Origin of the sequence: Xanthomonas prunicola, assembly GCF_025266575.1 — a bacterium.
Taxonomy (GTDB): Bacteria; Pseudomonadota; Gammaproteobacteria; order Xanthomonadales; family Xanthomonadaceae; genus Xanthomonas; species Xanthomonas prunicola.
Window position 1 is genome coordinate 4,997,512 of record NZ_CP096142.1, and the last position, 26,608, is coordinate 5,024,119.

At 64.6% G+C, this 26,608-nt stretch carries 19 protein-coding genes, 5 tRNA genes and 1 other RNA gene; 11 read left to right on the forward strand and 14 right to left on the reverse strand.

Translation table 11 applies throughout. From position 1 onward, the window contains the following. Nucleotides 1–202: 202 nt before the first annotated feature. Both M0D43_RS21350 and M0D43_RS21355 read right to left on the reverse strand, forming a co-directional pair. A complete protein-coding gene (locus M0D43_RS21350; RefSeq protein ID WP_252162924.1) occupies nt 203–3,598 on the reverse strand; it encodes a PAS domain S-box protein in 3,396 nt (1,131 codons plus the stop codon). A 231-nt stretch (nt 3,599–3,829) separates the two neighbouring features. Continuing rightward, the gene (locus tag M0D43_RS21355; RefSeq protein WP_252162925.1) at nt 3,830–4,210 is read right to left on the reverse strand and encodes a response regulator; all 381 of its coding nucleotides are present in this window, start codon (nt 4,208–4,210) and stop codon (nt 3,830–3,832) included. A 138-nt stretch (nt 4,211–4,348) separates the two neighbouring features. On the opposite strand from M0D43_RS21355, the gene M0D43_RS21360 reads away from it, so the two are divergent. After that, nucleotides 4,349–4,435: transfer RNA gene (locus M0D43_RS21360), tRNA-Leu, on the forward strand. Between the two features lie 374 nt (nt 4,436–4,809). After that, on the forward strand, nt 4,810–4,986 hold the full coding sequence (locus M0D43_RS21365) for a hypothetical protein (RefSeq protein ID WP_064633628.1): 177 nt from the start codon (nt 4,810–4,812) through the stop codon (nt 4,984–4,986). A 298-nt stretch (nt 4,987–5,284) separates the two neighbouring features. On the opposite strand, the gene M0D43_RS21370 is transcribed toward M0D43_RS21365, so the two are convergent. The 6 genes from M0D43_RS21370 to M0D43_RS21395 all read right to left on the reverse strand — a co-directional run bounded on the left by M0D43_RS21370 (nt 5,285) and on the right by M0D43_RS21395 (nt 7,121). Beyond that, nucleotides 5,285–5,360, reverse strand: a tRNA-Glu gene (locus M0D43_RS21370). Nucleotides 5,361–5,407: 47 nt separating this feature from the next. Then, nucleotides 5,408–5,483, reverse strand: a tRNA-Ala gene (locus M0D43_RS21375). A 484-nt stretch (nt 5,484–5,967) separates the two neighbouring features. Next, nucleotides 5,968–6,043: transfer RNA gene (locus tag M0D43_RS21380), tRNA-Glu, on the reverse strand. A 47-nt stretch (nt 6,044–6,090) separates the two neighbouring features. Then, a tRNA-Ala gene (locus M0D43_RS21385) sits at nt 6,091–6,166 on the reverse strand. A gap of 92 nt (nt 6,167–6,258) precedes the next feature. Next, on the reverse strand, nt 6,259–6,720 hold the full coding sequence (locus M0D43_RS21390; protein WP_162301069.1) for a c-type cytochrome: 462 nt from the start codon (nt 6,718–6,720) through the stop codon (nt 6,259–6,261). A gap of 8 nt (nt 6,721–6,728) precedes the next feature. Beyond that, nucleotides 6,729–7,121, reverse strand: a complete 393-nt coding sequence (locus M0D43_RS21395) for a c-type cytochrome (RefSeq protein ID WP_101363966.1) — start codon at nt 7,119–7,121, stop codon at nt 6,729–6,731. 204 nt (nt 7,122–7,325) lie between these two features. On the opposite strand from M0D43_RS21395, the gene M0D43_RS21400 reads away from it, so the two are divergent. From M0D43_RS21400 to M0D43_RS21410, 3 genes are read left to right on the forward strand one after another with little or no spacing between them, the layout of a single operon-like run. Continuing rightward, nucleotides 7,326–8,459 carry an efflux RND transporter periplasmic adaptor subunit gene (locus tag M0D43_RS21400; protein ID WP_260807598.1) on the forward strand — a complete coding sequence of 378 codons (1,134 nt, stop codon included), beginning with the start codon at nt 7,326–7,328 and terminating at the stop codon, nt 8,457–8,459. After that, on the forward strand, nt 8,456–11,959 hold the full coding sequence (locus M0D43_RS21405; RefSeq protein WP_260807599.1) for an efflux RND transporter permease subunit: 3,504 nt from the start codon (nt 8,456–8,458) through the stop codon (nt 11,957–11,959). Before M0D43_RS21400 ends, M0D43_RS21405 begins: the two co-directional genes overlap by 4 nt. Then, entirely contained in the window at nt 11,956–15,042 is a 3,087-nt protein-coding gene (locus tag M0D43_RS21410; RefSeq protein WP_252162927.1) for an efflux RND transporter permease subunit, read from the forward strand. The genes M0D43_RS21405 and M0D43_RS21410 overlap by 4 nt, the downstream gene beginning before the upstream one ends. Before the next feature lie 288 nt (nt 15,043–15,330). Here M0D43_RS21410 and M0D43_RS21415 read toward each other — a convergent pair whose 3' ends face one another. The 5 genes from M0D43_RS21415 to zwf form a co-directional block, all read right to left on the reverse strand. Continuing rightward, nucleotides 15,331–15,990 carry a bifunctional 4-hydroxy-2-oxoglutarate aldolase/2-dehydro-3-deoxy-phosphogluconate aldolase gene (locus M0D43_RS21415; RefSeq protein WP_260807600.1) on the reverse strand — a complete coding sequence of 220 codons (660 nt, stop codon included), beginning with the start codon at nt 15,988–15,990 and terminating at the stop codon, nt 15,331–15,333. A 52-nt stretch (nt 15,991–16,042) separates the two neighbouring features. Continuing rightward, complete coding sequence (gene edd / locus M0D43_RS21420; protein ID WP_252162928.1) at nt 16,043–17,959, reverse strand: phosphogluconate dehydratase; 1,917 nt, start codon at nt 17,957–17,959, stop codon at nt 16,043–16,045. A gap of 105 nt (nt 17,960–18,064) precedes the next feature. Then, the gene (gene pgl / locus M0D43_RS21425) at nt 18,065–18,784 is read right to left on the reverse strand and encodes a 6-phosphogluconolactonase (RefSeq protein ID WP_252162929.1); all 720 of its coding nucleotides are present in this window, start codon (nt 18,782–18,784) and stop codon (nt 18,065–18,067) included. After that, nucleotides 18,781–19,788, reverse strand: a complete 1,008-nt coding sequence (gene glk, locus M0D43_RS21430; protein WP_065469839.1) for a glucokinase — start codon at nt 19,786–19,788, stop codon at nt 18,781–18,783. Before glk ends, pgl begins: the two co-directional genes overlap by 4 nt. Then, nucleotides 19,785–21,215, reverse strand: a complete 1,431-nt coding sequence (zwf, locus tag M0D43_RS21435; protein ID WP_252162930.1) for a glucose-6-phosphate dehydrogenase — start codon at nt 21,213–21,215, stop codon at nt 19,785–19,787. Before zwf ends, glk begins: the two co-directional genes overlap by 4 nt. Before the next feature lie 420 nt (nt 21,216–21,635). Between zwf and M0D43_RS21440 the strand changes: the two genes are divergently transcribed. After that, the gene (locus M0D43_RS21440) at nt 21,636–22,733 is read left to right on the forward strand and encodes an ABC transporter ATP-binding protein (protein ID WP_260807602.1); all 1,098 of its coding nucleotides are present in this window, start codon (nt 21,636–21,638) and stop codon (nt 22,731–22,733) included. A 50-nt stretch (nt 22,734–22,783) separates the two neighbouring features. Beyond that, nucleotides 22,784–22,858, forward strand: a non-coding RNA gene (locus tag M0D43_RS21445) — sX9 sRNA. Nucleotides 22,859–22,862: 4 nt separating this feature from the next. Here M0D43_RS21445 and ygfZ read toward each other — a convergent pair. Then, nucleotides 22,863–23,735, reverse strand: coding sequence for a CAF17-like 4Fe-4S cluster assembly/insertion protein YgfZ (gene ygfZ / locus M0D43_RS21450; RefSeq protein ID WP_260807603.1), 873 nt, complete (start codon nt 23,733–23,735; stop codon nt 22,863–22,865). Nucleotides 23,736–23,774: 39 nt separating this feature from the next. Between ygfZ and M0D43_RS21455 the strand changes: the two genes are divergently transcribed. The 4 genes from M0D43_RS21455 to sdhA are packed head-to-tail and all read left to right on the forward strand — an operon-like array spanning nt 23,775 to nt 26,602. After that, nucleotides 23,775–23,945 carry a DUF1674 domain-containing protein gene (locus M0D43_RS21455; protein ID WP_164739479.1) on the forward strand — a complete coding sequence of 57 codons (171 nt, stop codon included), beginning with the start codon at nt 23,775–23,777 and terminating at the stop codon, nt 23,943–23,945. 56 nt (nt 23,946–24,001) lie between these two features. Continuing rightward, on the forward strand, nt 24,002–24,394 hold the full coding sequence (sdhC, locus tag M0D43_RS21460) for a succinate dehydrogenase, cytochrome b556 subunit (RefSeq protein ID WP_252162934.1): 393 nt from the start codon (nt 24,002–24,004) through the stop codon (nt 24,392–24,394). Continuing rightward, entirely contained in the window at nt 24,391–24,777 is a 387-nt protein-coding gene (gene sdhD / locus M0D43_RS21465) for a succinate dehydrogenase, hydrophobic membrane anchor protein (RefSeq protein ID WP_046964082.1), read from the forward strand. The genes sdhC and sdhD overlap by 4 nt, the downstream gene beginning before the upstream one ends. 34 nt (nt 24,778–24,811) lie before the next feature. Continuing rightward, nucleotides 24,812–26,602 carry a succinate dehydrogenase flavoprotein subunit gene (gene sdhA, locus M0D43_RS21470; RefSeq protein WP_005995652.1) on the forward strand — a complete coding sequence of 597 codons (1,791 nt, stop codon included), beginning with the start codon at nt 24,812–24,814 and terminating at the stop codon, nt 26,600–26,602. Nucleotides 26,603–26,608: the final 6 nt, after the last annotated feature.

Sequence of the window (26,608 nt, forward strand, 5' to 3'; positions counted from 1 at the left end):
GTGCAGCTCGGCTTGGGCGATTTTGACGATCAGTGACAAGGTAATTTGCGCAGTCTTGTCCGCGCGCAGCGAGGGCATCGCGCCCTCGACGAACTAAGCGTTCCACCCTCTCTGCACCGCAGGAAGAAAAAGCGTTCGGTGCAGGCAGGCATCCTCAGTATGCCGATCAGTGATCAAGTCATCGACCAGGCACGCTCCAGCGCTATTCCACCGCATCCCGCACCGCACGCGTCGGCAAGATCAAGCGCTCGATCAGATCGACCAGACCGGGCGGTTCCACCGGTTTGCCCATGTGCGCATTGAAGCCGGCCACCACCGCGCGGTCGCGGTCTTCTTCGCGAACATAAGCGGTGAGTGCGATGGCCGGAATATGCCGCGCTAGATCGGCGCGGCCCGAACGCACCGTGCGGATCAAGTCGTAGCCATCGCGCAATGGCATTGCAATATCGCTCACCAAGACATCGAAGCGCGCATTCGCCAAACACTGCTCGGCCGCGTCCACCGAGCCTGCAGCCTGCACCTGTGCGCCGGCCAGCATCAGGAACTGCATCACTGCCTCGCGCGAATCCTGATCGTCGTCGACCAGCAACAGGCGCACGCCAGCCAGGCGGTGACGGCACTCGTCCGGCAAAGCGCCCACCTGTGCGGTGTCTGCCGACGCAGGGCGTAGGTCGCTGACCCCGTGCTGGAACGGCAACACGATGGTGAACAGCGCACCCTGTCCTTCGCCTGCGCTGGACGCACCCAGGCTGCCGCCATGCAGATCCACCAACTGACGCGAGATCGACAAGCCCAAGCCCAGTCCGCCGACGCGGCGTGTCGTGCCGGCATCGGCCTGCCGAAAACGGTCGAACACATGTGGCAGGAACTCTGCTGCAATGCCGATGCCGGTGTCCTGTACGCACAGGCGCAGGCGCTCGTCTTCGACGTCCATCGCCACCCGTACCGTGCCGCCGGCCGGGGTGAACTTGAGCGCATTGCTGAGCAGGTTGGTGAGCACCTGCTGTAGCCGCCCGGCATCGCCGAAGAACCACAATTGGACATCGCAAGGCGCATCCAGTTCCAGCGCGATCTCGCGCGCCAACGCGGTTGGCTGCATCAGTTCCAGCGTGCTGCGTACCAGGCCGGCGATGTCGAAATGCTCGGCCTGCAGGCGGATTTTGCCGGACAGGATCGCGCTCATGTCCAACAGGTCGTCGATGATCTGCGTCTGCGCACGCGCACTGCGTTCGATAATTACCAGGCCACGGCCAAGATTGGCCGGCTCCGTCATGTCCGATTGCATCAACCGCGACCAACCCAGAATCGCGTTGAGGGGTGTGCGCAACTCGTGGCTGAGCGTGGCCAGGAATTCGTCTTTGACGCGGCTGGCATGCTCGGCTTGTGCGCGTGCGGCGGTTTCTGCCTGCAACGACAACTTGAGCTTGGCATCCACGCGGGTGCGTTCGATCACGATGCCGGCCAAATGCGAGGCCGAGCGCGCCATTGCCTGTTCGCGTAACGAGGGCAGGTGAGGGCGGTCGTAATAAATGTTGAGCGTGCCCAGGACTTGCCCATTGCTGGCCAGGATCGGAGTGACGCAGCACGCCGCGATGCCCATCGTCGCCGAGATCGCATGGTGGCTGGCAAAGCTGGCATCGGCCTGGATGTCCGCACAGATCACCTGACGGCCCAGATGTGCCGCAAGTGCGCAGGGCGGGCCATCCGGCCCGATCGCCGATGGTTCGAAGTGTCCGCGGTATTCGATTGGAAAATGCGGTGCCGAGCCGAAGCTCAAGGTATGGCGGACCTCGTCGCGCACCATCACCGAGCAGTAAAGCGGGATTTCGCCGCGTGCCTCAACGCTCAGCGCAATTGCATCCAGTACCACCGCCAATGGTGCGCCGGTGGTGATCAAACTCAGGATCGCCCGGTCGGAGGCCGTGGCGTCCTCGATGTGCTTGCGTTCGGAGATGTCGGTGAGCGAGCCGATGTGCCCAAGAAAGCGCCCATCGCTGGCGAAGTGCGGCGATGCGGTGTCGATGCACCAACGGTATTGCCCATCGTGGCGGCGCACGCGGTATTCGGCGAGGAATTCGCCGCGTTGATTGAGCGCCTGTTCGAAGGCATGCCGCACGCGTGCCGCATCATCGGCATGCATCACATCCCACCAGCCCTGATCCAGCGCCTGGTCTTCGCCCTGTCCGGTGAAGTCGTACCAGCGTGGATTCCAGTACACGCAATCGCCTTGCGCGTCGGACATCCAGATCATCGCCGGTACGGTTTCGCAGAGCGCACGGAAGCGCACTTCGCTTTCGCGCAATTGCTGTTCGAACGCGCGCCGGTCATGGATGTCGGTATAGGTGCCGATCCACTCGCTGATGCTGCCATCGTCGCCGCGTACCGGCAGTGCACGCGCCAGATGCCAACGCGACAGCCCATCGTGACGCAGCAGTTCGCACTCCACCTCGAATGCGCGCTCGCCGCTCAATGCCAATGTCCAGGCCTGCGTGGACAGGCGTAGGCCGTCGGCAGTGTGCGCCCGGTGCCACGCGGCATCTTCGTCGTTGGAAGGATCCAGGCCGGTATACTCGTACCAGCGCTGGTTGAAGTAGTACGGTCGTCCGTCTGGATCGGCAATGAAGATGATCTGCGGCAGCGTGTTGGCGAGGCGACGCAGGCGCGCTTCGTTGGCGGCCAGTTGCTGCTGTGCCTTTGCCCGTTGCATCGACTCCCAGCAGCGTGCCGCCACCAAGCGCACCAGTTCGATCTCGGTCGACAGCCAGTGCCGCGGCGCGCGCTGATGCACGCCAATCGCTGCCACCAGGCGACCGTGCTTGTGCAATGGAATGGCCAGCGAGGCACGCAAGCCGGAGCGGCGGTACTGCTCGGCCACATAGTCCGGCGCACCCGGTGCCATTGCATCGGTGGTGAACCAGGGACGATTTTCCAGCAACGCATCGCGCAGGCCCTGCGCCGCCTCCAGCGGAAAATCGCCTTGCAGGCTCGGCATGTCCTGTACATGGTCGCTGATCACATGCAGGGTGCTGCCATCGGCGGCCGCCAGGCCAAACGCGCAACGGTTCGCGTGCAAATGTTCGCCAAGCAAGCGCACGCTGGTGTCGATGATCTGTCGCGGATCGGACACGTGCTGTAGCGCGTCCTCCAGCATCAATAAAAAGCTGTCGCGACAGTCGCTGTGATGTTGTTCGCTGACGTCAGTGGTTGAAGCTGCAACGCCGACGTACAAGGTACCCAGCCGCTCGCCAGCTTGCAGTACCGGGCTGCATGACCAGGTCGCCAGATCCAGGGGTGTATTGGTCGCTTGCTCGCCCTCGCCACCGGATGCGTTCGTCAGCGCCGCAAGCGGCTGCCCGAATGCCGCCGGATGACTAGGCCCCAACACTGCAATACAGGCATCGTTGTAGATGCAGCGGTCGTCGCGGCCCCACACCAGCAGCATCGGAACCTGCGCATGCAAGCAGATCGACAAGGCTGTGCGCAGCGCGGGGCTTTCGCGCAGCAGGGCGTCCGCGGTGTGCGCGGAAGCGGCTAACAATGCTGCAGTTTCGCTCGTTCCCGGCAGCAAGCCGGCCAACGGCGACACGGCGATATCCATCCAGCGACCCGCCCGTCATTCTTCTATGGCAGATTTTAGTGGCAACCGGGCCTGCAACGGCGTCGTCGAGGATCCGATGATTCAGCCAATAGGCTTGCTGCGTAGCCTATCAGACACGCCGCGTGTGGGCAGCTCGAGTGGTTAAGAGAAGGGGGCATGCATGCCGGCCCAGGTACCTCACAGTGGCAGGCGAGCATCGTGGCAGGCGAGCATCGCAGCAAGGGACGCGGCTCAGCTCTTGGCGCCGCTCGACTCGCGGGCCCTGGACAACGCGCCAACCAGTTCGTCGGACAGGTAAGGCTTGGTCAGAATGACGCCACGATCGAAACCGCTCGGAATACTGCCGCTGGCAACGCCAGTTGCCAGCACGAACGGGATACCGCGCTCGGACAACAGGCGTGCGACCGGTTCGCTGGTTTCACCATTCCCCAGGCGGTAGTCCAACACTGCGATATCCGGCGCGTCGTCGCTGATCAGCTGCAAGGCGTCGCGCACTTCGCCCACAGGGCCCATGACGACCGCACCCGCCTGAACAAGCTGCAGATCGAGCAGCATGGCATTCATGTCATCGTTTTCGACCACGAGTACCCGAACTCCACGCAACACCGACATTGCTTGCTCCTTCACTAAGTCGGCCATTATATCGGGACTGCCCTTACACAGTGCTGCATGCCTTGCTTGCGCCTGAATTCGTCAGGCGCAAACTGACACTGTTCGTTTCATCAACAAGTCGCTATACTGCGCGGCCATGCCGAAGTGGCGGAATCGGTAGACGCAGCGGACTCAAAATCCGCCGCCCTTAAAAGCGTGTGGGTTCGAGTCCCACCTTCGGCACCAAGTTGTTGCAGTACCAGCGAAAGCCCTTCTGGAGAAATCCGGTGGGGCTTTTTGCTGTGTGCCGTTTCGGCAGGATGCAGGCCTCGATTGGCTTCGATACGATCTGCGACGCGGGTGACCGTCAGTCGGCAGTTGGCTGAGCAAGGGCGGAGTGGGGGGGGCGTGGAGGTGCACTCGCTGTCGTCGCGAACCTGTGGGCATGATGCGAACGCTTGTGTACCGAGTGCCCTCCATCGCCGCGCAAGTGCATGGGATACACACTTGCCGCTGTGCCCACGTGCCATGCAGCGCGCGGTCAATGGATGACGTTGCAGGCACGCGACCATCACGCTGCCTGCGTACCTTGGACGTCTCTTTATGAGCAGGTGGCCTCCATGGACTTCGATTCTTCGCAACAGTTGCGCATCCTGCGCGACATCCACGACACAAAGCCAGTCGCCGACGAAGAGGGAAACTGGGCGGTACGCGCCGGCTATGCCACGCAAGCCGAAGATGGCGACATCGACCTGACGCACGAGGGCCGCAAGGCGCTGGATAGCGGGCAGGCCTGAGGTGCTCTGCACAGTGCACCGCGTGGCTGGGGTGCAGATCGAACGGAGGCTTTCTTCATCGCGATAGCGTGCGGTGCGAGCCTGCGTCGCACTTAGAGCGCAGTGTGAGGCGGCCATAGACAAAGCCTACAATGCAGCGGCTTGCGAGTGCTTAGCGGGGTGTTGCATGCAAGCCAGCACAACTGGCATGCACTTGCACGCCTACTGGTCTCGTCCTGCAATTGCCGCAACACTCGTCCGAGACGGAGGTTGAGGCAAAAACAAAAAAGCCCCGGCATTACCGGGGCTTTCAGATGATTGGCGTCCCCACGGGGATTCGAACCCCGGTGTCCACCGTGAAAGGGTGGTGTCCTAGGCCTCTAGACGATGGGGACGCGTATCAAAACCTCGTTGTCCATTCCAGACGGCCTAATGTCCGGAGTGGTGGAGCCAGGCGGGATCGAACCGCCGACCTCCTGCATGCCATGCAGGCGCTCTCCCAGCTGAGCTATGGCCCCGCGTTGCTGCGAGCCGGTAATCATAGCGAACTCATCGCCGTTTGCAAAGCGATGTTGCAACTTTTTTGCCGTACGCGGTGAGGCGCAGTGACACGGCTTCTGAAACGCCTGCGCCTGGTTGGGCGAGGCGCTCGCACGCCTTAGGCGTGCGAGCGCCGCAATGGATTTACGCATGCACGCGACCGCTTGCGGCACTTGGCCGGCACGCCCCGCGCGTTTGAGTTACGACTCGCCGGGCGCGGGTGTCGTGGCAAGCGCGCGCGGCCCTTGATGCAGTGCGTCCTTGCCTGTGCGCGTTGCGTTCAACGGGTGCGATGGCGGGACGCAACTTCATCAGCGCGCCGCGCTTTACGACAAAAGTGTTTACCAACTTTCATGACTCTTTTGATTAGCCGGATGGGCGAGGCAGGTACGCCATCGGGCACTGCGATAGAGCTGCATCATTCAAAAAAAAGCCCCGGCAGTGCCGGGGCTTTCAGATGATTGGCGTCCCCACGGGGATTCGAACCCCGGTGTCCACCGTGAAAGGGTGGTGTCCTAGGCCTCTAGACGATGGGGACGCGTATCAAAACCTCGTTGTCCATTCCAGACGGCCTAATGTCTGGAGTGGTGGAGCCAGGCGGGATCGAACCGCCGACCTCCTGCATGCCATGCAGGCGCTCTCCCAGCTGAGCTATGGCCCCACGAAACTGAGAACGAAATGATAGCGGCCTGTTAATATTCGCGCAAGCGCTTTTTCATTCCGAATGAGACTGGCGCGGGGCGCATGCTGCGATCATTTGATGCCGTGCAGATCGCGCAATTGGGTCTGACGTGCGCCGAAATACGCCGCCAGGTCGGCGATGTCCTGATCGCTCAACGCGGTTGCCTGCGCGGTCATCAACGGATGCTGACGGTCGCCGCTGCGGTACGCCTGCAGCGCATGCGCCAGGTAGTCGCCGTATTGGCCGCCAAGTTTGGGATAGCTGGGATCGATCGGCGCGTTGCCATCGGCACCGTGGCAGTCCACGCAGCTTTGCCCGGTGGCCTTGCCCTTGGCATGCGCGAGTTTGTCGCCTGCGTCGGCGCGGCCGGTAGGCAGACCTGCCGACGAGCCGGAGCCATGCTCACCGCTTGCGTGGCCGGGATCGCCGGCGGAGTGGTCGGTGGATTCGACCTGGGATTGGGAACAGGCCGCCATCATCAGGGCAACGACCAGGGCGATGGCTAGACGCGGAGCGTGCAGGGCGTTCGGCATGTGGGCGCTTACTTGAGGGTGGACAGGAAGGCGGAGATGTCGGCGATGTCCTGCTCGGAGAAGCTTTGCGCCTGTGCCTGCATGGTCGGATGTTTGCGCTTGCCTTGGCGATATTCGGTCAGCGCCTGGGTCAGATACTGGCTAGTCTGGCCCCCGATCTTGGGTACGCGATAACTGGGATACGCGTTCTTATAACCGGTCACGCCGTGGCAGCCCTGACAGGTGTAAGCGAGCAGGCGTCCATTGGACGGATTGCCGGTCGGCGCGGCGGGTGTCGCCGCCACGGCAGCTGGCGCCGGCGTGGCCGGAGCTGCAGGTGTGGCTGACGGTGTTGCTGATGCGCCCCCAAACGGCAGGAAGACGACCAGAGCGAGACAAGCGGCGAGCGGCTGCGGGCGCATGGTTTCGTATCCGGAAGACTGATTGAGCGTCCGCACGTGGGGGCGTGACGGAACCGGACCGAGTATGCCTGCGATTTGGCGCGGCGCAAACCGGGTGAATAGGCCAACTTGAACAGACCATGACCTTTGGCGCATTGGCGGCATGTGCATTTGGGTGGTCTACTTGCCTACAACACCTGTTCACGCATCCACTAGGACACGACGATGTCGCCACGCTCTTTTTTGCCGAGCCGCAGCGGAACCTGCGCCGCTGCATTGTTGATCACCACGAGCCTGCTTCTGGGCGGTTGCAAGGCAGGAGAGGGCGAGGCCAAAGCCGCCGAGGAAAAGAAGGCAGTGGATGCGGTGCCGGTGGAAATCGCCAAGGCCGCGCGCCGTGCGGTGGCCGCCAGCTACACCGGCACCGCTGCGCTGGAGCCGCGCGCCGAGGCGCAAGTGGTGGCCAAGACCTCGGGGGTTGCGTTGTCGGTGATGGTGGAAGAAGGGCAGAAGGTATCTGCCGGCCAGGCGCTGGTGCGGCTGGATCCGGATCGGGCGCATCTAGCGGTGGCGCAAAGCGACGCGCAACTGCGCAAACTGGAAAACAGCTATCGCCGCGCCACCCAGTTGGTGGGGCAGCAGTTGGTCAGCGCCGCAGATGTGGACCAGCTCAAGTTCGATGTGGAAAACAGCCGTGCGCAGCATCGCTTGGCATCGCTGGAGTTGTCCTACACCACGGTGCAGGCGCCGATTTCCGGCGTGATCGCCTCGCGTTCGATCAAGACCGGCAACTTCGTGCAGATCAACACGCCGATCTTTCGCATCGTCGACGATGCGCAGCTGGAGGCCACGCTCAACGTCCCCGAGCGCGAACTGGCCACGCTCAAGTCCGGCCAGCCGGTGACCTTGCTGGCCGATGCGCTGCCGGGCCAGCAGTTCGTGGGCAAGGTGGACCGCATTGCGCCGGTGGTGGATTCGGGCAGCGGCACGTTTCGTGTGGTGTGCGCGTTCGGCCAGGGGGCCGAAGCGTTGCAGCCGGGCATGTTCGGGCGCATCCGCATCGACTACGACCAGCGCAAGGACGCGTTGGTGATCCCCCGCCTGGCGCTGTTGGACGATGGCGAACCGGCAGTCTTCGTGGTGCGCAATGGCAAGGCCAGCCGCGTGCCGGTGACGCTGGGCTATGCCGAAGGGCCGTGGCTGGAGGTGCGCCAGGGCCTGAAGGAAGGCGACCAAGTCGTGACCGCCGGCAAGGTGGCGCTGCGCGACGGCACTGCGGTGCAGGTGATCGGCCAGCCCGATCGCAAGCCGGTCGCGACCAAGGCCGCTGCGCCCGCGCACGACGAGACGCACGCATGAGCGATCACGGCAACCCGCACGGACCTGTGGATCCACACGCGCCACTGCCTGGCGGCGGCCTGGTGGCCTTCGCCACGCGCCGGCGGGTGACCATCGCCATGATCACCGTGACCATGCTGCTGTTCGGCCTGATCGCGCTGCGCAGCCTCAAGGTCAATCTGCTCCCGGATCTGAGCTATCCCACGCTCACCGTGCGTACCGAATACACCGGCGCGGCGCCGGCGGAAATCGAAACGCTGGTGACCGAGCCGGTGGAAGAAGCCGTCGGTGTGGTCAAGAACCTGCGCAAGCTCAAGTCGATTTCGCGCACAGGGCAGAGCGATGTGGTGCTGGAGTTCGCCTGGGGCACCAACATGGACCAGGCCAGCCTGGAAGTGCGCGACAAGATGGAAGCCTTGTCGCTGCCGCTGGAAACCAAGCCGCCGGTGCTGCTGCGCTTCAATCCTTCCACCGAGCCGATCATGCGGCTGGCGTTGTCGCCCAAGCAGACGCCGGCCTCCGATACCGATGCGATCCGACAGCTCACCGGCTTGCGTCGCTATGCCGACGAAGACCTGAAAAAGAAGCTCGAACCGGTGGCCGGCGTAGCGGCGGTCAAGGTCGGTGGCGGGCTGGAAGACGAGATCCAGGTCGATATCGATCAGCAAAAACTCGCCCAGCTCAACCTGCCGATCGACAACGTGATCACCCGGCTCAAGGAGGAGAACGTCAATATCTCCGGCGGCCGGCTGGAGGAAGGCTCGCAGCGCTATCTGGTGCGCACGGTCAACCAGTTCGTGGATCTGGACGAGATCCGCAACATGCTGGTGACCACGCAGAGCAGCAGCGGCAGCGCCGCGGAAGCGGCGATGCAGCAGATGTATGCGATTGCCGCGTCTACCGGGTCGCAGGCGGCATTGGCGGCGGCGGTCGAAGTGCAGAGCACCTCGTCGGCGTCTAGCAGCAGCATCGCCGGCGGCATGCCGGTGCGATTGAAAGACGTAGCCGAGGTACGTCAGGGCTACAAGGAACGCGAGGCGATCATCCGCCTCGGCGGCAAGGAAGCGGTGGAGCTGGCGATCTACAAGGAAGGCGACGCCAATACCGTGTCCACCGCCGCGGCGCTGCGCAAGCGGCTGGAGCAGTTGAAGGCGACCGTGCCCGGCGATGTGGAAATCACCACCATCGAGGACCAGTCGCACTTCATCGAGCACGCGATCAGCGACGTCAAGAAGGATGCGGTGATCGGCGGCGTGCTGGCGATCCTGATCATCTTTCTGTTCCTGCGCGATGGTTGGAGCACCTTCGTGATCAGCCTGTCGTTGCCGGTGTCGATCATCACCACGTTCTTCTTCATGGGCCAGTTGGGCCTGAGCCTCAACGTGATGTCGCTGGGCGGGCTGGCACTGGCCACCGGGCTGGTGGTGGATGACTCGATCGTGGTGCTGGAAAGCATCGCCAAGGCGCGCGAGCGTGGCCTGAGCGTGCTGGATGCGGCCATCGCCGGCACCCGCGAAGTCAGCATGGCGGTCATGGCGTCCACGTTGACCACGATCGCGGTGTTCCTGCCGCTGGTGTTCGTCGAAGGCATTGCCGGGCAGCTGTTCCGCGACCAGGCGCTGACGGTAGCGATCGCCATTGCGATCTCGCTGGTGGTGTCGATGACGCTGATTCCGATGCTGAGCTCGCTCAAGGGCGCACCGCCGATGGCGTTCCCGGACGAGCCCAGCCATCCGCAGTGGCAGCCGCAGCAGCGCTGGCTCAAGCCGGTGGCTGCCGGTCGGCGCGGGGCCGGCGCGAGCGTGCGCTACGCGTTCTTCGCGGTGGCGTGGGCGGTGGTCAAGCTGTGGCGCGGCATCGCACGGGTGGTATCGCCGGTGATGCGCAAGGCCAGCGACCTGGCGATGGCGCCGTATGGCCGCGCTGAGCGTGGTTATCTGGCGATGCTGCCGGCGGCATTGCGGCGGCCCGGCCTAGTGCTGGGACTGGCGGCCGCCGCGTTCATCGGCACCGTGTTGCTGGTGCCGATGCTGGGTGCAGATTTGATTCCGCAACTGGCGCAGGACCGCTTCGAAATGACGGTGAAGCTGCCGTCCGGCACGCCATTGGCGCAGACCGATGCGCTCGTGCGCGAGCTGCAGCTCGCGCACGACAAGGACCCGGGGGTGGCGTCGTTGTATGGTGTCAGTGGCAGCGGCACGCGTCTGGATGCCAATCCCACCGAAAGCGGGGAGAACATCGGCAAGCTCACCGTGGTGATGGCTGGCGGCGGGAGCCCGGAAGTAGAAGCGGCGGCGACGCAGCGCCTGCGCAGCAGCATGGTCGGGCACCCGGGTGCCCAGGTGGATTTCGCGCGGCCGGCCTTGTTCAGTTTTTCCACGCCGCTGGAAGTGGAATTGCGCGGGCAGGACCTGGGCGAGCTGGAGCGTGCAGGGCAAAAACTGGCCGCGATGCTGCGCGCCAACGGGCACTACGCCGACGTCAAGTCGACGGTGGAAGAAGGCTTCCCGGAGATCCAGATCCGTTTCGACCAGGAGCGCGCCGGTGCGCTCGGGCTGACCACGCGTCAGATCGCCGATGTCATCGTCAAGAAGGTGCGTGGCGATGTGGCTACCCGCTACAGCTTCCGCGATCGCAAGATCGATGTGCTGGTGCGTGCGCAGCACAGCGACCGTGCCAGCGTGGATGCGATCCGCCAGCTGATCGTCAATCCTGGCAGCAGCCGGCCGGTGCGTCTGGCAGCGGTGGCCGAGGTGCTGGCGACGACCGGGCCGAGCGAGATCCATCGCGCCGATCAGACCCGCGTGGCGATCGTGTCGGCCAGCCTGAAGGACATCGACCTGGGCGGTGCGGTGCGCGAAGTCGAAACGCTGGTGCGCAAGGACCCGTTGGCAGCAGGTGTCGGCATGCATATCGGCGGGCAGGGCGAGGAACTGGCGCAATCGGTCAAATCGCTGCTGTTTGCATTCGGTCTGGCGATCTTCCTGGTCTACCTGGTGATGGCGTCGCAGTTTGAATCGCTGCTGCATCCGTTCGTCATCCTTTTCACCATTCCGCTGGCGATGGTGGGCGCGGTGCTGGCGCTGCTGATGACCGGCAAACCGGTGTCGGTGGTGGTGTTCATCGGCCTGATCCTGCTGGTGGGCCTGGTGACCAAGAACGCGATCATCCTGATCGACAAGGTCAACCAGCTGCGCGAGGAAGGCGTGCCCAAGCGCGAGGCCTTGATCGAAGGCGCGCGTTCGCGCTTGCGGCCGATCGTGATGACCACGCTGTGCACCTTGTTCGGCTTCCTGCCGTTGGCGGTGGCGATGGGCGAGGGTGCGGAAGTGCGCGCACCGATGGCGATCACCGTGATCGGCGGCTTGCTGGTGTCCACGCTGCTGACGCTGCTGGTGATTCCGGTGGTGTACGACCTGCTGGATCGCCGCGCGGATGCGTACTACCTGGAGCGTGGCCGGCGCACGGCGCGGCAGCAAGCGCAGGCACGCGAGACCACCGACGGGCTGGAGGCGCTATGAGCGTTGCCGCCTTCAGCATCCGTCGGCCGGTCACCACCATCATGTGCTTCGTCTCGCTGGTGGTGGTGGGGCTGATTGCCGCGTTCCGGTTGCCGCTGGAGGCGCTGCCGGACATTTCCGCACCCTTCCTGTTCGTGCAACTGCCGTACACCGGCTCCACCCCGGACGAGGTGGAACGCAATCTGGTGCGGCCGGCCGAAGAGGCGCTGGCGACGATGACCGGCATCAAGCGTATGCGCTCGACCGCCACCGCCGACGGCGCCAACATCTTCATCGAGTTCTCCGACTGGGACCGCGACATCGCCATCGCCGCATCGGATGCGCGCGAGCGGCTGGATGCCATTCGCGACGATTTTCCGGAAGATCTGCAGCGCTTCCACATCTACAAATGGTCCAGCAGCGACGAACCGGTGCTGAAGGTGCGCCTGGCCAGCCAGACCGATCTGACCGGCGCGTACGACATGCTCGACCGCGAGTTCAAGCGGCGCATCGAACGGATTCCCGGCGTGGCCAAGGTGGAGATCTCCGGCGCACCGCCGAACGAAGTGGAGATCGCCATCGCGCCGGACCGGCTCACCGCGCACGACCTCAGCCTCAATGATTTGAGCGAGCGCCTGGGCAAGCTCAATTTTTCGGTGTCGGCAGGCCAGATCGACGACAACGGCCAGCGCATTCGGGTACAGCCAATCGGCGAATTGCGCGACCTGCAGGAACTGCGCGACCTGGTGCTCAATGCCAAGGGGCTGCGGTTGGCCGATATCGCGCAGGTGCGCCTGAAGCCGACGCGGATGAATTACGGCCGCCGCCTGGATGGGCGCCCGGCGGTCGGGCTGGACATCTACAAGGAGCGCAGCGCCAACCTGGTGGATGTGTCCAAGGCGGCGTTGAAGGAGGTCGAGGACATCCGCGCCGAACCTGCGATGCGCGATGTGCAGATCAAGGTGATCGACAACCAGGGCAAGGCGGTGACCTCGTCGCTGGCGGAACTGGCCGAAGCCGGCGCGGTGGGCCTGCTGTTGTCGATCACCGTGCTGTTCTTCTTCCTGCGCCACTGGCCATCGACGTTGATGGTGACGCTGGCGATTCCGATCTGCTTTGCGATCACGTTGGGCTTCATGTATTTCGTCGGCGTCACGCTCAATATCCTGACCATGATGGGCTTGCTGCTGGCGGTCGGCATGCTGGTGGATAACGCGGTGGTGGTGGTGGAAAGCATCTACCAGGAGCGCGAGCGCATGCCCGGGCAGCCGCAACTTGCGGCGCTGCTCGGTACCCGCAGCGTGGCGATTGCGCTGAGCGCAGGCACCTTGTGCCATTGCATCGTGTTCGTGCCGAATCTGTTCGGCGAGACCAACAACATCAGCATCTTCATGGCGCAGATCGCGATCACCATTTCGGTCTCGCTGCTGGCCTCGTGGCTGGTGGCGATCAGCCTGATTCCGATGTTGTCGGCGCGCATGAAGACACCGCCGATGGTGAGCTCCGAGCGCGGCGTGATTGCGCGGCTGCAGCGGCGTTATGCCAGGGTGCTGGCATGGACGCTGGCCCATCGCGGCTGGAGCGTGGCCGGCATCGTGTTGGTCAGTGCGATCAGCCTGGTGCCGATGAAGTTGACCAAGGTCGACATGTTCGGCGGCGATGGCGGAAACGAGGCTTTCATCCAGTATCAGTGGAAAGGCTCGTACACGCATGAGCAGATGGGGGAGGAGGTGGGGCGGGTCGAGCGTTACCTGCAAGCCAATCGCGACAAGTACCACATCACCCAGATCTATTCGTGGTTCAGCGAAGCGGAAGGCGGCAGCACCACCGTGACTTTCGACGCGGGCAAGGTCAAGGAGCTGCCGGCGTTGCTGGAACAGATCCGCAAGGCCTTGCCGCGCTCGGCACGTGCGGACTACAGCATCGGCAATCAGGGCGATGGCGGCAGCGGCAATCAAGGCGTGCAGGTGCAGTTGGTCGGCGATTCGACCCAGGCCTTGCAGGCCCTGGCCGACGATGTGATGCCGCTGCTGGCGCAGCGCAAGGAATTGCGCGACGTGCATGTGGACACCGGCGATCGCACCAGCGAGTTGGCGATCCGGGTCGATCGCGAGCGTGCGGCGGCCTTCGGGTTCAGTGCCGAGCAGGTGGCAAGTTTCGTCGGTCTGGCGTTGCGTGGCACGCCGTTGCGCGAGTTCCGCCGCGGCGACAACGAGGTGCCGGTGTGGGTGCGTTTTGCCGGCGCCGAGCAAAGCAAGCCCGAAGACCTGGCCGGCTTCACCGTGCGCACCAAGGATGGCCGCAGCGTGCCGTTGCTGAGCCTGGTGGACGTGCAGATTCGCCCGGCCGCTACCCAGATCGGCCGCACCAATCGCCAGACCACGCTGACCATCAAGGCCAATCTGGCCAGCAAGGTCACCGTGCCGGAAGCACGCGCGGCAATGGAAAAGCCGCTCAAGGCGATGAGTTTCCCGGCCGGTTACAGCTATACCTTCGACGGCGGCGATTACCAGAACGACGGCGAAGCGATGGGCCAGATGGTCTTCAATCTGGTGATCGCGTTGGTGATGATCTATGTGGTGATGGCGGCGGTGTTCGAATCGCTGCTGTTCCCGGCAGCCATCATGAGCGGCGTGCTGTTTTCGATCTTCGGGGTGTTCTGGCTGTTCTGGATCACCGGCACCTCGTTCGGGATCATGTCCTTCATCGGCATCCTGGTGTTGATGGGCGTGGTGGTGAACAACGGCATCGTGATGATCGAGCACATCAACAACCTGCGCCGCCGCGGCATGGGCCGTACGCAGGCGCTGGTGGAAGGCTCACGCGAGCGCTTGCGCCCGATCATGATGACGATGGGCACCGCGATCCTGGCGATGGTGCCGATCTCGCTGACCAGCACCACGATGTTCAGCGACGGCCCGCCGTACTTCCCGATGGCGCGCGCCATCGCTGGCGGCCTGGCGTTTTCTACCGTCGTGAGCCTGCTGTTTCTGCCGACGATCTACGCGATTCTCGACGACATGAGCAGCGGCGCAGCGGCACTGGTGCGGCGTGCACGCGGTCTGCCGAAGACGCCGCCGGCAAGCGTTGCGTTGGAGTCGTGATCGACTCACCACGCGTCGTTTGAAGCCGCTCTTCCGGCGGGAGCGCCGCTGGCGTGATCGCCTGCCGATAAGCCTCCCCCCATCCGCCCTGCGGGCACCTTCCCCCGCACGCGGGGGAAGGGACGCGGTACGCGAGGAAGGGGCCTTGCAGGTGTACTGGAACACCAAGATCGCCTGCGCTCTAGCCCCTCTCCCGCCTGCGGGAGAGGGGTTGGGGTGAGGGCGCAGATACTCCAAGTGCAGCCACTCAGCCGCCCGGCGTCACTACCAGGTGCAGCGCTCGGTCGATCAACCCGCACGCACCTGCCGCACGATCGCCGCCGCCTTGGCCGAGCTTTCCTTGACCTTGTCCCATTGGCCCTGGGCCAGCCAGTCCTTGGGCACCATCCACGAGCCGCCGATGCACAGCACGTTCGGCTGCGACAGGAACTCCGCCGCGTTGGCTTCGCTGATGCCGCCGGTGGGGCAGAGCTTGAGGTCGGACAACGGGCCGGCCAGGCCCTTGAGCATTTGCAGACCACCCACGGCGGTGGCCGGGAACAGCTTGCAGACGCGGAAGCCCAGGCCCATCAGGGTCAACAGTTCGGTCGGGGTGGCCGCGCCGGGCACGGCCGGGATCGGCGCATCGGCCAGCAGGCGTGCCAGCGGTGCGGGCGTGCCCGGGGTGACCAGAAAGTCTGCACCGGCGTCCACCGACTGACGCAGCTGCAGTTCGCTCAACACGGTGCCGGCGCCGATCACGATGTTCGGCAGCTCGCGCTTGAGCATGGCCAGCGCGTCGAGCGCGATCGGGGTACGCAGGGTCAGTTCGATCGCGGGCAGGCCGCCTTCGAGCAGCGCATCGGCGACGCGGCGCGCCTGGTCCAGCGTGTCCACGGTGACCACTGGCAGGATGCCGGCGTCGCGCAGCAGCTTTTCGGCGGTGTTCTGGGTCTGGGCAATCGTCATTGCAACTCCGGGTGACGGCGACCGCCGGGGCGGCCGCAGAGAGGGAAGGGGATCAGGCGTCCTTGGACTCGTGCGGCGCAGCGGCTGCAGCAGCATCTGCGCCGAGTTCGTACTCGGCGTCGTAGCTCCACAGCGCACCGTCCGGATGGGTCGGCCCGCAGGAAATCGAGATGGCGCCCTGGTCGGCGGGGCCGACGACCTGGCGGTTGATCGCAAACAGGTTGCGGCCCAGATCATTGCCGGCCACCGCAGTATTCGGTGCAACCTCGCGCGATGCCCATTCCTCGGCCGAGACCAGCACTTCCAGCGTGCCGGCTTCGCCGTCCAGGCGCACGATGTCGCCTTCGCGCACGCGCCCGATCGGGCCGCCGCGTGCGGCTTCCGGGGTCATGTGGATCGCTGCAGGGAACTTGCCCGAGGCACCCGACAAGCGTCCGTCGGTGACCAGCGCCACGCGGCGGCCCTGGTTCTGCAGCAGGCCGAGCAACGGGGCCATCGAATGCAGCTCGGGCATGCCGTTGGCGCGTGGACCCTGGTAGCGCAGCACCACCACGAAATCGTGCGGCAACACGCCGGCCGCATGCAGCTTGTTGAGTACCTGCGGGGTGTCGATCACCACCGCAGGCGCTTCGATCTTGCGGTGCTGCGGCTTGACCGCCGACAGCTTGATCAACGAACGGCCGAGGTTGCCGCGCAGCAAGCGCAGGCCGCCTTGCGATTCGAATGCAGCGCTGACCGGACGTGCCACGCTGTCGTCGGCCGTGGTCGCGGTGCCGGGCACGTAGGTCACCTTGCCGTCCTGCAGGCGCGGCTCATTGACATAGGCCCGCATGCCACCTTCGACGATGGTCGGCAGGTCGTCGTGCATGTAGCCGGCGTCCATCAACTCGCGGAACACGAACGCCGTGCCGCCTGCGGCCTGGAAGCGATTCACGTCCGCTTCGCCGTTCGGGTAGATGCGCGTCAACAGCGGCACAGTCTGCGAGATCAGATCCATGTCGTCCCAGGTCAGCACGATGCCAGCCGCACGCGCCACTGCGATCCAGTGAATGGTGTGGTTGGTCGAGCCGCCGGTCGCCATCAGCGCGACCACGGCATTGACGATGGCACGCTCGTCGATCAAACGGCCGAACGGGCGGAAGTCATCGCCCAGCGCAGAGATCGCCAAGGCACGTGCGGTGCCTTCGCGGGTCAGCGCAGCGCGCAGCGGCAGCTCCGGATTGACGAACGACGCGCCAGGCAACTGCACACCCATCGCTTCGAGCAGCACCTGGTTGGAATTGGCGGTGCCGTAGAAGGTGCAGGTGCCGGGCGAGTGATACGACGAAGATTCGGCCTCCAGCAGCTCGGCGCGGGTGGCTTCGCCAGCGGCGTAGCGTTCGCGCACTTCGGCCTTCTGCTTGTTTGGAATGCCTGGGGTCATCGGACCGGCCGGCATGAAGATCGCCGGCAAGTGGCCAAACGCCAGCGCACCGATCAGCAGACCCGGCACGATCTTGTCGCACACACCCAGATACACCACGCTGTCGAACATGTCATGGCTTAGGCCAATAGCTGCAGCTTGAGCGATGTTGTCGCGCGAGAACAGCGACAGCTCCATGCCGGCGCGGCCCTGAGTCACGCCGTCGCACATCGCCGGCACGCCGCCGGCCACCTGCGCAGTGGCACCGAGTGAGCGTGCAGTTTCGCGGATCAGCTGCGGGTAATGCTCGAACGGCTGATGCGCCGACAGCATGTCGTTGTAGGCGGTGATGATGCCCAGGTTCGGCGTCGCCGCACCGCGCAGACGCGATTTATCGGTCGGTTCCGACGCAGCGAAACCATGCGCAAGATTGCCGCAACTCAACCGGCTACGGAACGGGCCCTCACGCAGGGCGGCATCGATACCGGCCAGATACGCCGCGCGCGAGGGAGCGCTGCGCTTGCGGATACGGTCGGTGACAGCTTGGATATTCGGATGCAGGCTCATTGGCTACCGGCTATGAGAAACGAGGGGAAGGATGAAGGGCGTTTTTTGATTCCCGCACAAGAATGTGCGGGCTGTTGCGAGGAATTCTTCTCAAACGACTCGCACTCAACTACACCAATGCACCCGCAACCGCGGACCCGGCTGCTGTAGTGCCACGCGGATGGGATATTCATTGATGTCATCGCCGGCCAACGCGGCCTGCAGCACGTCCAGCTTCTGCTTGCCGCGCAACAGCAGCAGGCGTGTCGGAATGCTGGCGAGTCCTGCGGGTGTCAGGGTGATGCGCAACGGCCATTGATTCGAACCCGGGCAGCCGGTGGCATCCAGCGACGCATACGGCTGCGGGCTGGCGAGCGCCTTGGGCAGGTCGGTGGCACCCGGGAACAACGAAGCGGTATGTCCGTCGCCGCCCATGCCCAGCACCGCCAGACAGGCCGGTTCTGCATGCCTGGCCTGCAGATTCGCGGTGTGTACGCATTCGGGCAATTGCTTGCCTGGGCGAACCAGCGGAATGAAGGTGGCGGCCTGCGCGTGGGTCAGGAAGCTGTGATTTACCAGCCAGGCATTGCTGTCCTGATCCTGCGGCGACAACCAGCGCTCATCGACCAGACCCACTTCGACCCGCGACCAGTCCAACGGCCGGTGGGCCAGGGACTCGTACACCGGTGCCGGGGTGGTGCCGCCGGACAGCAGCATGCGTGCCTGGCCGCGGCGCGAGATTTCCTGTTCCAGCAGGTCGACCATTTCGCTGGCCACCGCCTCGGTCCACTCGGCCGGGTCGTCGTAGCGCACCAGGGTGATGCGCGGGTTGTCCTGCAAGTTCATCGCTGTTCCCCAGGGTGCTGACGTTGTGCATCCACTGCATACGCGGCGGCGCCGAGCAGGCCGGCATGCGGGTGCATGACCGCCAGCGATGGCACCCGCGACATGATCGCGGAGAAGCGGCCCTTGTGTTCGAAGCGCTGGCGAAAGCCCGAATGCTGCAGCGAATCCAGCACCTTGGGTACCAGCCCGCCGGTGAGGAATACGCCGTCCCAGGCGCCCTGCATCAGGACCATATCGCCGGCGATCGCGCCGAAGATGGCGCAGAACAGATCGATCGTGCGCGACGAACGCGGGTCGCCCGCCGCCGCACGCGCGGTAATGTCCTTGGGTTGCAGCGGGCCCGGATCGACACCCGCGATTTCGCTCAACGCGCGATGGATGTTGACCAGGCCCGGGCCGCAGATCAGACGTTCATTGGACACCCGGCCGAACTGCTCGGAGAGGATTTCCAGGATGCGGATTTCTTCCGGCGTGCCGGGCGGGAAGCTGACATGGCCACCTTCGGTTTCCAACGGAAAACAGCGCCCATTGCGGATGATCAGGCCACCGACGCCCAGGCCGGTGCCGGGGCCGATCACGCCATAGTTGCGCGGCTGGTCGATCGGCGCCGGGCGCCAGCTGGCGCCGCCCACCTGCACCACGTCCTGCGGACGCAGCAGGCTGATCGCCATGGCCTGGGCGGCGAAGTCGTTGATCAGGTGCAAGGTGCTGAAACCCAGCATGCTGGCGGTGCGCGAACGCGAGATCACCCACGGGTGGTTGGTGATGCGCGCTTCGTCGCCATCCACGCGGCCGGCCACGGCGAACACGCCCTGGGTGGCCTGCACACCGATCTGGTCGAGGTAATAGCGCGCGGCTTCGCCAAGCGAACCGAAGTCCACCACGGCAAATTCGCGCGAGGTGTCATCCAGCAACGGCACCGACGCGTCGACATCGGCCAGCGCGAAGCGCGCATTGGTTCCGCCGATATCGGCAACCAGCACCGGCTTGGAAGGAGCGGTCATGCGGTGTGTCCCTGTGCGTCGGTGGCCGGGGGCAGGAAATGGGTGGCCGATTCGGGCCCCCAGCTGCCGGCCGGGTAGGGCTGCAGCGGCAGCGCGGCGTCTTTCCAGGCGTCGCTGACGCTGTCGATCCACGCCCACGCCGCCTTGACCTCGTCATCGCGCACGAACAGCGCCGGGTTGCCATTGAAGGCATCCACGAACAGGCGTTCATAGGCAATGCGACGGTGCAAGCCGGTCGGTACCGACAGTTCCAGTTCCAGCGGCTGCAGTTCGATCGCACCCCATTCCGGCCCGGCCAGGCTGCTCATCAGACCGAGTTCGATGTTCTCCTGCGGTTGCAACTGGAAGGTCAACCGGTTGGGTACTGCGTTCTGGCGGTCCGGGCGCTCGAACAGCCAATGCGTCACCGGCTTGAGCGTCACCACGATGCGGGTGGAACGTTCGGCCAGGCGCTTGCCGGTGCACAGATGGAACGGCACGCCGGCCCAGCGCCAGTTATCGATATGCGCGGTCACCGCGACGAAGGTCTCCACGTCGCTGCCTTCCGGCGGGTGGTAGGCCTGCGCCGGCTGGCCGTTGATGGTGCCGGCGGTGTAGCGGCCGCGCACGCTGTCATGGGCGGCATGCTCGGCGGTCATCGGACGCAGCGCACGCAGCACCTTGACCTTTTCGTCGCGGATGCGGTCGGCTTCCAGCGCGGCCGGCGGCTCCATCGCCACCAGGCACAGCAGCTGCAGGATATGGCTCTGCACCATGTCGCGCAGCGCGCCGGAGCGGGCGTAGTAGGCATCACGCCCGTCGACACCTTCGCTTTCGGCGACCAGGATCTGCACCGACTCGATGTAGGTGCGGTTCCAGACCGCCTCCAGCAACGTATTGCCGAAGCGCAGCGCGATCAGGTTCTGCACCGCCGCCTTGCCCAGGTAATGGTCCAGACGGAACACGCGGTCTTCGTCGATCAGCGCGCCGATCGACTGCAGGATCTCGCGGGCGCTGTCCGAGTCGTGGCCGATCGGCTTTTCCAGCATCAGCCGGTGCGGTGCGGCCAGCGCGCCGCCCAGTGCCAGGCCCTGGCACGTGCTGATGTACAGGCCCGGCGGAATCGCCAGGTAGCTCACGATCTGGCGGGACGCAAGCTCGCGGACCGCATCGGCCACCGATTCGGCATTGCGCAGGTCCACCGAGCGGTAGTCCACGCGCTGCAGCAGCGCCTGGATCTGTTCAGGCGTAGCGATCGGCAGCGCTTCGGTCAGGCGCGGCCGCAGCACCTCGCGGAACGCATCGGTGTCGTGCGGCGACAGCGCCAGCGCACGGATGCGAAAGTCCTCCGGCAGCAGGCCATCGATGTATAGACGCAGCAGGGAGGGGAACAGGTAGCGCTGGGCAAGATCGCCGGTGGCGCCAAACAGGATCAGGGTGTTGTGCATGGACCGCGTTTCAGATTCTGGGGACATCGTTATCAGCAGCTTGTCGGAAAGGCGCCGGACGGCCGGCGGTCGGTACGTCTGTTCCTGAGCGGCACTTGCGTGCGCGCAGCAGGGGATGGACGCTGACGCCCAATCCCCGATTGTTGCAGCAACTGGCGATCAGCGGTTAGCGCCGTGGTGGAATATCTGCACCAGCGCGGTGGCATGCATGCCTGGCGCAGCGGGCTGCACCTTGGACAATGACGTTGAACTGCGTGGCGGCATGGTCCCTCCGAAGATCGATGTTGCCATGTGAAAACGATTACATGTCAGAATAAACCAATGCATTCGTTTGCAGGAAACTTCCTTGCAAACGCATGCGGCGTCACCGCCATCGGGAGGGCCGAGGGCAGGGCGCACTACTTACGTTGAGGCCGAACGATGGCGAAAGTGCAGTTGGAAGGTGTCCGCAAGGTCTACGAAAACGGCCAGGTGGCAGTGCAGGGCGCGAGCTTCGAAGTCGCCGACGGCGAGTTGATGGTGCTGGTTGGGCCGTCCGGCTGCGGCAAGTCGACGCTGCTTCGCATGATCGCCGGTCTTGAAGACATCAGCGCGGGCACGCTCAAGATCGGCGAGCGCGTGGTCAACGACGTGGCACCGAAGGACCGCGACATCGCCATGGTGTTCCAGAGCTACGCGTTGTATCCGCACATGACCGTGGCCGAGAACCTGGCGTTCGGGCTCAAGCTGCGCGGCCATCCGAAGCAGGTCATCGCCGAGCGCGTCAACAATGCCGCCGAGCTGCTGGGCCTGACTGCGATGCTGGACAAGCTGCCCAAGGCGATGTCCGGCGGTCAGCGGCAACGTGTGGCGCTGGGCCGGGCGATGGTGCGCGAATCCTCGGTGTTCCTGCTCGACGAGCCGCTGTCCAATCTGGACGCCAAATTGCGCCACAGCGTGCGCACCGAGATTGCGCAGCTGCACCGCAAGCTCGGCACCACCATGATCTATGTCACCCACGACCAGGTCGAAGCGATGACGCTCGGCCAGCGCATCGTGGTGCTGAAGGATGGCGTGATCCAGCAGATCGACAGCCCGATGGCGCTGTATGACCGCCCGGCCAATGTGTTCGTGGCCGGTTTCCTCGGTAGCCCGGCAATGAATGTGTTGCAGGGGCGCCTGGACGCGCAGGACGGCCTGCACCTGGTCATGGCCGATGGCTGGCGCGTGCCGCTGGGCCCGGCGCGGGTCGATCCAGCCTGGTTCGGCCAGGACGTGATCGTAGGCGTGCGCCCGGAACATTTGCAGCCTTGCGACGATGCGCTGCTGGGCTTCGAGGCCCGGGTCGATGTGATCGAGCCGGTCGGCAACGAAATCTTCCTCAATCTCGACCGTGGCGGTCAGCCGCTGGTGATCCGCGTCCCGCCGCAAAGCCTGCCGGCGCTGGGGCAGTCGCTGCGTCTGGCGCTGCGCAGCGATGTCTTGCACTTCTTCGATCCGGCCACCGGCCAGCGGCTGGAAGCGGCTCAGAGCAGCTAACAAACCACTGCGCAACCAGCAGACGGGCGCTGCCGGTGCCCGGAATCGGCATGTACTACCCGTACGCTGCGGTTCTGAGCGCGCTGTCCACGCCCACCTGACGACTGCTCGCGACTTTCTTAGCTGCTCTTACCGCTCCAGCCCCGGCACGATCGCGCGCGGCCGTGCGCCGTGCGCGCCGGCCTGCAAGGTGGTGTCGGCGTCCAGCGCCAGCTCCAAGGGCAACACCGCCAGCGCGAGGGTGCCAGCCACGCTCACCACCGTGCCGATCGCGGTGCCGTCCATTGCGATGGCATCGCCTGCCTCGACCACGCTATCGGTTTCCAGCAGCTGCAAGGCGCGTTTGGCTTTGCCCAGGAAATGCGTACGCGCCACGATCTCCTGGCCTGGATAGCAGCCTTTTTTGACGCTGTAGGCCTGCAGACGGTCGAGTGCCAACTGCTGTGGCGTCCACTGTTCGCGCTGGCCCTCGACCAGGCGAGCGAGCCCCAGCTGCAGATCGGCATGCCGCCATTGCGCGTCCGCGCTCGGTGCGGCGACAGGCGCTGCCAATGCATCTTCGGCATGCAGCAGCAAGGTGCGCGGCAATGCGGCGCTGCCCAGATCCAGCTCGATACGCTGCGTTCTGATATCGGCTTGCGCGGCGCACGCGTGTTCCGGTGCTGCGAAGCCGCCGAAGGCAAGCAGCGCGGCAGTGCTGATTTTCAGCTTGCGCCGGAACACGAAACGGCCGAGTTGCCCGGCGATCTCGGCCGCGTTGCCGTCAGGCAATAGCATCAACAAGTGTGCGTCGTCCTCACGCAGGAGTGCGAAGATGGCGATCACGCGCCCCTTCGCCGTCAACCACGCATTCCACTGCCACTGCCCGATCGCCAGCGCCTGGACGTCATTGGCGAATTGGGCATGCGCGAACGCCACTGCATCCGCACCGACGAGTCGGACGTATTGCATATCGTGCAGGGAGCCAAAACCCTGCGGAATAAGATTCAGGTTGTCAGCCACGGAAGGGGAGGACTAAAATCGCCAAGTTGTGAGAGCACTATGATAGGCCATCCAACCCCCACCCCAGCGCAGGATTCCGAGACGCAGCCTTCCCCTCAGGAGACGATTCCCGAGAAGAAGCCACTGCCGAAGGAGATTGGTGGACGCGACGGCCCCGAGCCAACGCGCTACGGCGACTGGGAAAAAAATGGACGCTGCATCGATTTTTGAGCAGCTTCTAGCCACAGCGGCCTAGTGCCGCCCAGCCGAGAAAACGAGCCCAGCGAATGGCGATCCGCGAACGTCCCACTTCTCCACATCTGCAGGTATATCGCTGGCAGATCCAGATGGCGACCTCGATCCTGCATCGAGCCACCGGCGTCATCCTTTCCGGAGGCGCGCTGGTCATCGCCGTCTCGTTGCTGTTGCTGATGCTCGGCGAGGACCACTGGAATTGCCTCACCCAGCAGATGGGCGCCTGGTACGGCCAGTCGTTCCTGTTCGCCTGGTCATGGGCCTTTACCTATCACCTGGCCAACGGCATCCGCCACATCGTCCAGGATTTCGGCCGCGGCTTCAGCATTCCCGCCTTCATCCGCAGCAGCTGGACATCGGTGATCGCCAGCCTGGTGCTGACCGCTGCGATCTGGGCCTATGTCCTGACCGGAGCGTCCGCATGAGCCGCTATCGCACCCCGTTGAAGAATGTCCGTGGTCTGGGCGCGGCCAAGACCGGTACCGAACATTTCGTGATGCAGCGGCTGACCGCCACGGCGCTGGTCGTGCTGGCGATCTGGTTCGTGGCGTTCGTGCTGAGCCTGCTCGGTTCCGACTACATGACTGCAGTCGCCGCGGTGTCCAAACCGTGGAACGCCGTATTGCTGGTCGGTTTCCTGGTGGCGATGTTCTGGCATGCGCAGCTTGGCCTGCAGGTCGTGCTCGAGGACTACATCCACAATTCGTTGCTGGCGCTGGCGTTGCAGACGACGGTGAAGTTCGTCGCCGTGCTTGGCGCGATCGTCAGCATTTTCGCAGTGGCGCGCATCGCGCTGGGCGGTGCCTGAGTCATCGGGCACACAGAACAGGAATCCAGATTAGATGTCCGCTTACAAGATCACTGAACACAAGTACGACATGGTCGTGGTGGGTGCCGGCGGCGCCGGCTTGCGTGCCACGTTCGGCTTGGCCCAGAAAGGCCTGCAGACGGTCTGCCTGACCAAGGTCTTCCCGACCCGCTCGCACACCGTCGCAGCGCAGGGCGGTATTTCCGCCGCGCTCGGCAACATGGGCGAAGACGATTGGCGCTACCACTTCTACGACACCATCAAAGGCTCCGACTGGCTGGGCGACCAGGACGCGATCGAGTACATGTGCCGCGAAGCGATTCCGGCCATCATCGAGCTCGAGCACTACGGCGTGCCGTTCTCGCGCACCGAAGAAGGCAAGATCTACCAGCGCCCGTTCGGCGGCATGACCACCAAGTACGGCGAAGGCCCGTCGGCGCAGCGCACCTGCGCGGCAGCCGACCGTACCGGCCATGCGATGCTGCACACGCTGTATCAGCAGTCGCTCGCGCATAACGCGCGCTTCATGATCGAGTACTTCGCGCTGGACCTGATCTTCGACGAAGAAGGCGTCTGCCGTGGCGTGCTGGCGCTGGACATGGCCGAAGGCTCGCTGCATCTGTTCCGTGCCCACGGCGTGGTGCTGGCCACCGGCGGTTACGGCCGTGCCTACTTCAGCGCAACCTCCGCGCACACCTGTACCGGTGACGGCGGCGGCCTGGTGATGCGTGCCGGCCTGCCGGTGCAGGACATGGAGTTCGTGCAGTTCCATCCCACCGGCATCTACGGTGCGGGCTGCCTGATCACCGAAGGCGTGCGCGGTGAAGGCGGCATCCTGCGCAACAGCAACGGCGAGCGCTTCATGGAGCGCTATGCACCGCATTACAAGGATCTGGCTTCGCGCGACGTGGTGTCGCGCTCGATGACGGTCGAAATCCGCGAAGGCCGCGGCGTCGGCGAGCACAAGGATCACATCCTGCTCGACCTGACCCACCTCGGCCCGGAAGTCATCAACGAGAAGCTCCCCGGCATCGCCGAGAGCGCGCACATCTTTGCCGGTGTGGACGTGACCAAGCAGCCGATCCCGGTGCTGCCGACGGTGCACTACAACATGGGCGGCATTCCGACCAATTTCTACGGCGAAGTCGTGCGCAAGCAGGGCGACGACCCGGATGCGGTGGTGCCTGGTCTGTATGCGATCGGCGAAGCGGCCTGCGTGTCGGTGCACGGTGCCAACCGCCTGGGTTCCAACTCGCTGCTGGATCTGGTGGTGTTCGGCCGTGCGGTGGCAAACCGCTGCGCCGAGACGGTCAAGCCCAACCAGCCGCACAAGACCTTGCCGTCCGATGCCTGCGACAAGGCGCTGGGCCTGCTGGACAAGTTGCGCTATGCCAACGGCTCCACGCCGACCTCGGTGATCCGCGACAACATGCAGCGCACCATGCAGTCCGACGCTGCAGTGTTCCGCACCAGCAAGACGTTGAAGGAAGGCGTGGACAAGATGGCCGAGATCTTCGCCACCTTCGAAGACGTCAAGGTGTCCGACCGCTCGCTGGTCTGGAACTCGGATCTGATCGAGACCTACGAATTGAACAACCTGCTGCTCAATGCAGTGGCGACGATCAATTCGGCCGAACAGCGCAAGGAAAGCCGCGGCGCGCATTCCCACGAGGACTTCCCGGACCGCGACGACGTCAACTGGCAGAAGCACACGCTGGTGACCGTCGACGACAAGGGTAAGTGCGAGTTCGAATATCGCCCGGTGCACATGTACACGCTGAGCAAGGACGTGGACGTGGTCCCGCCGAAGCCGCGCGTTTACTGATCGATG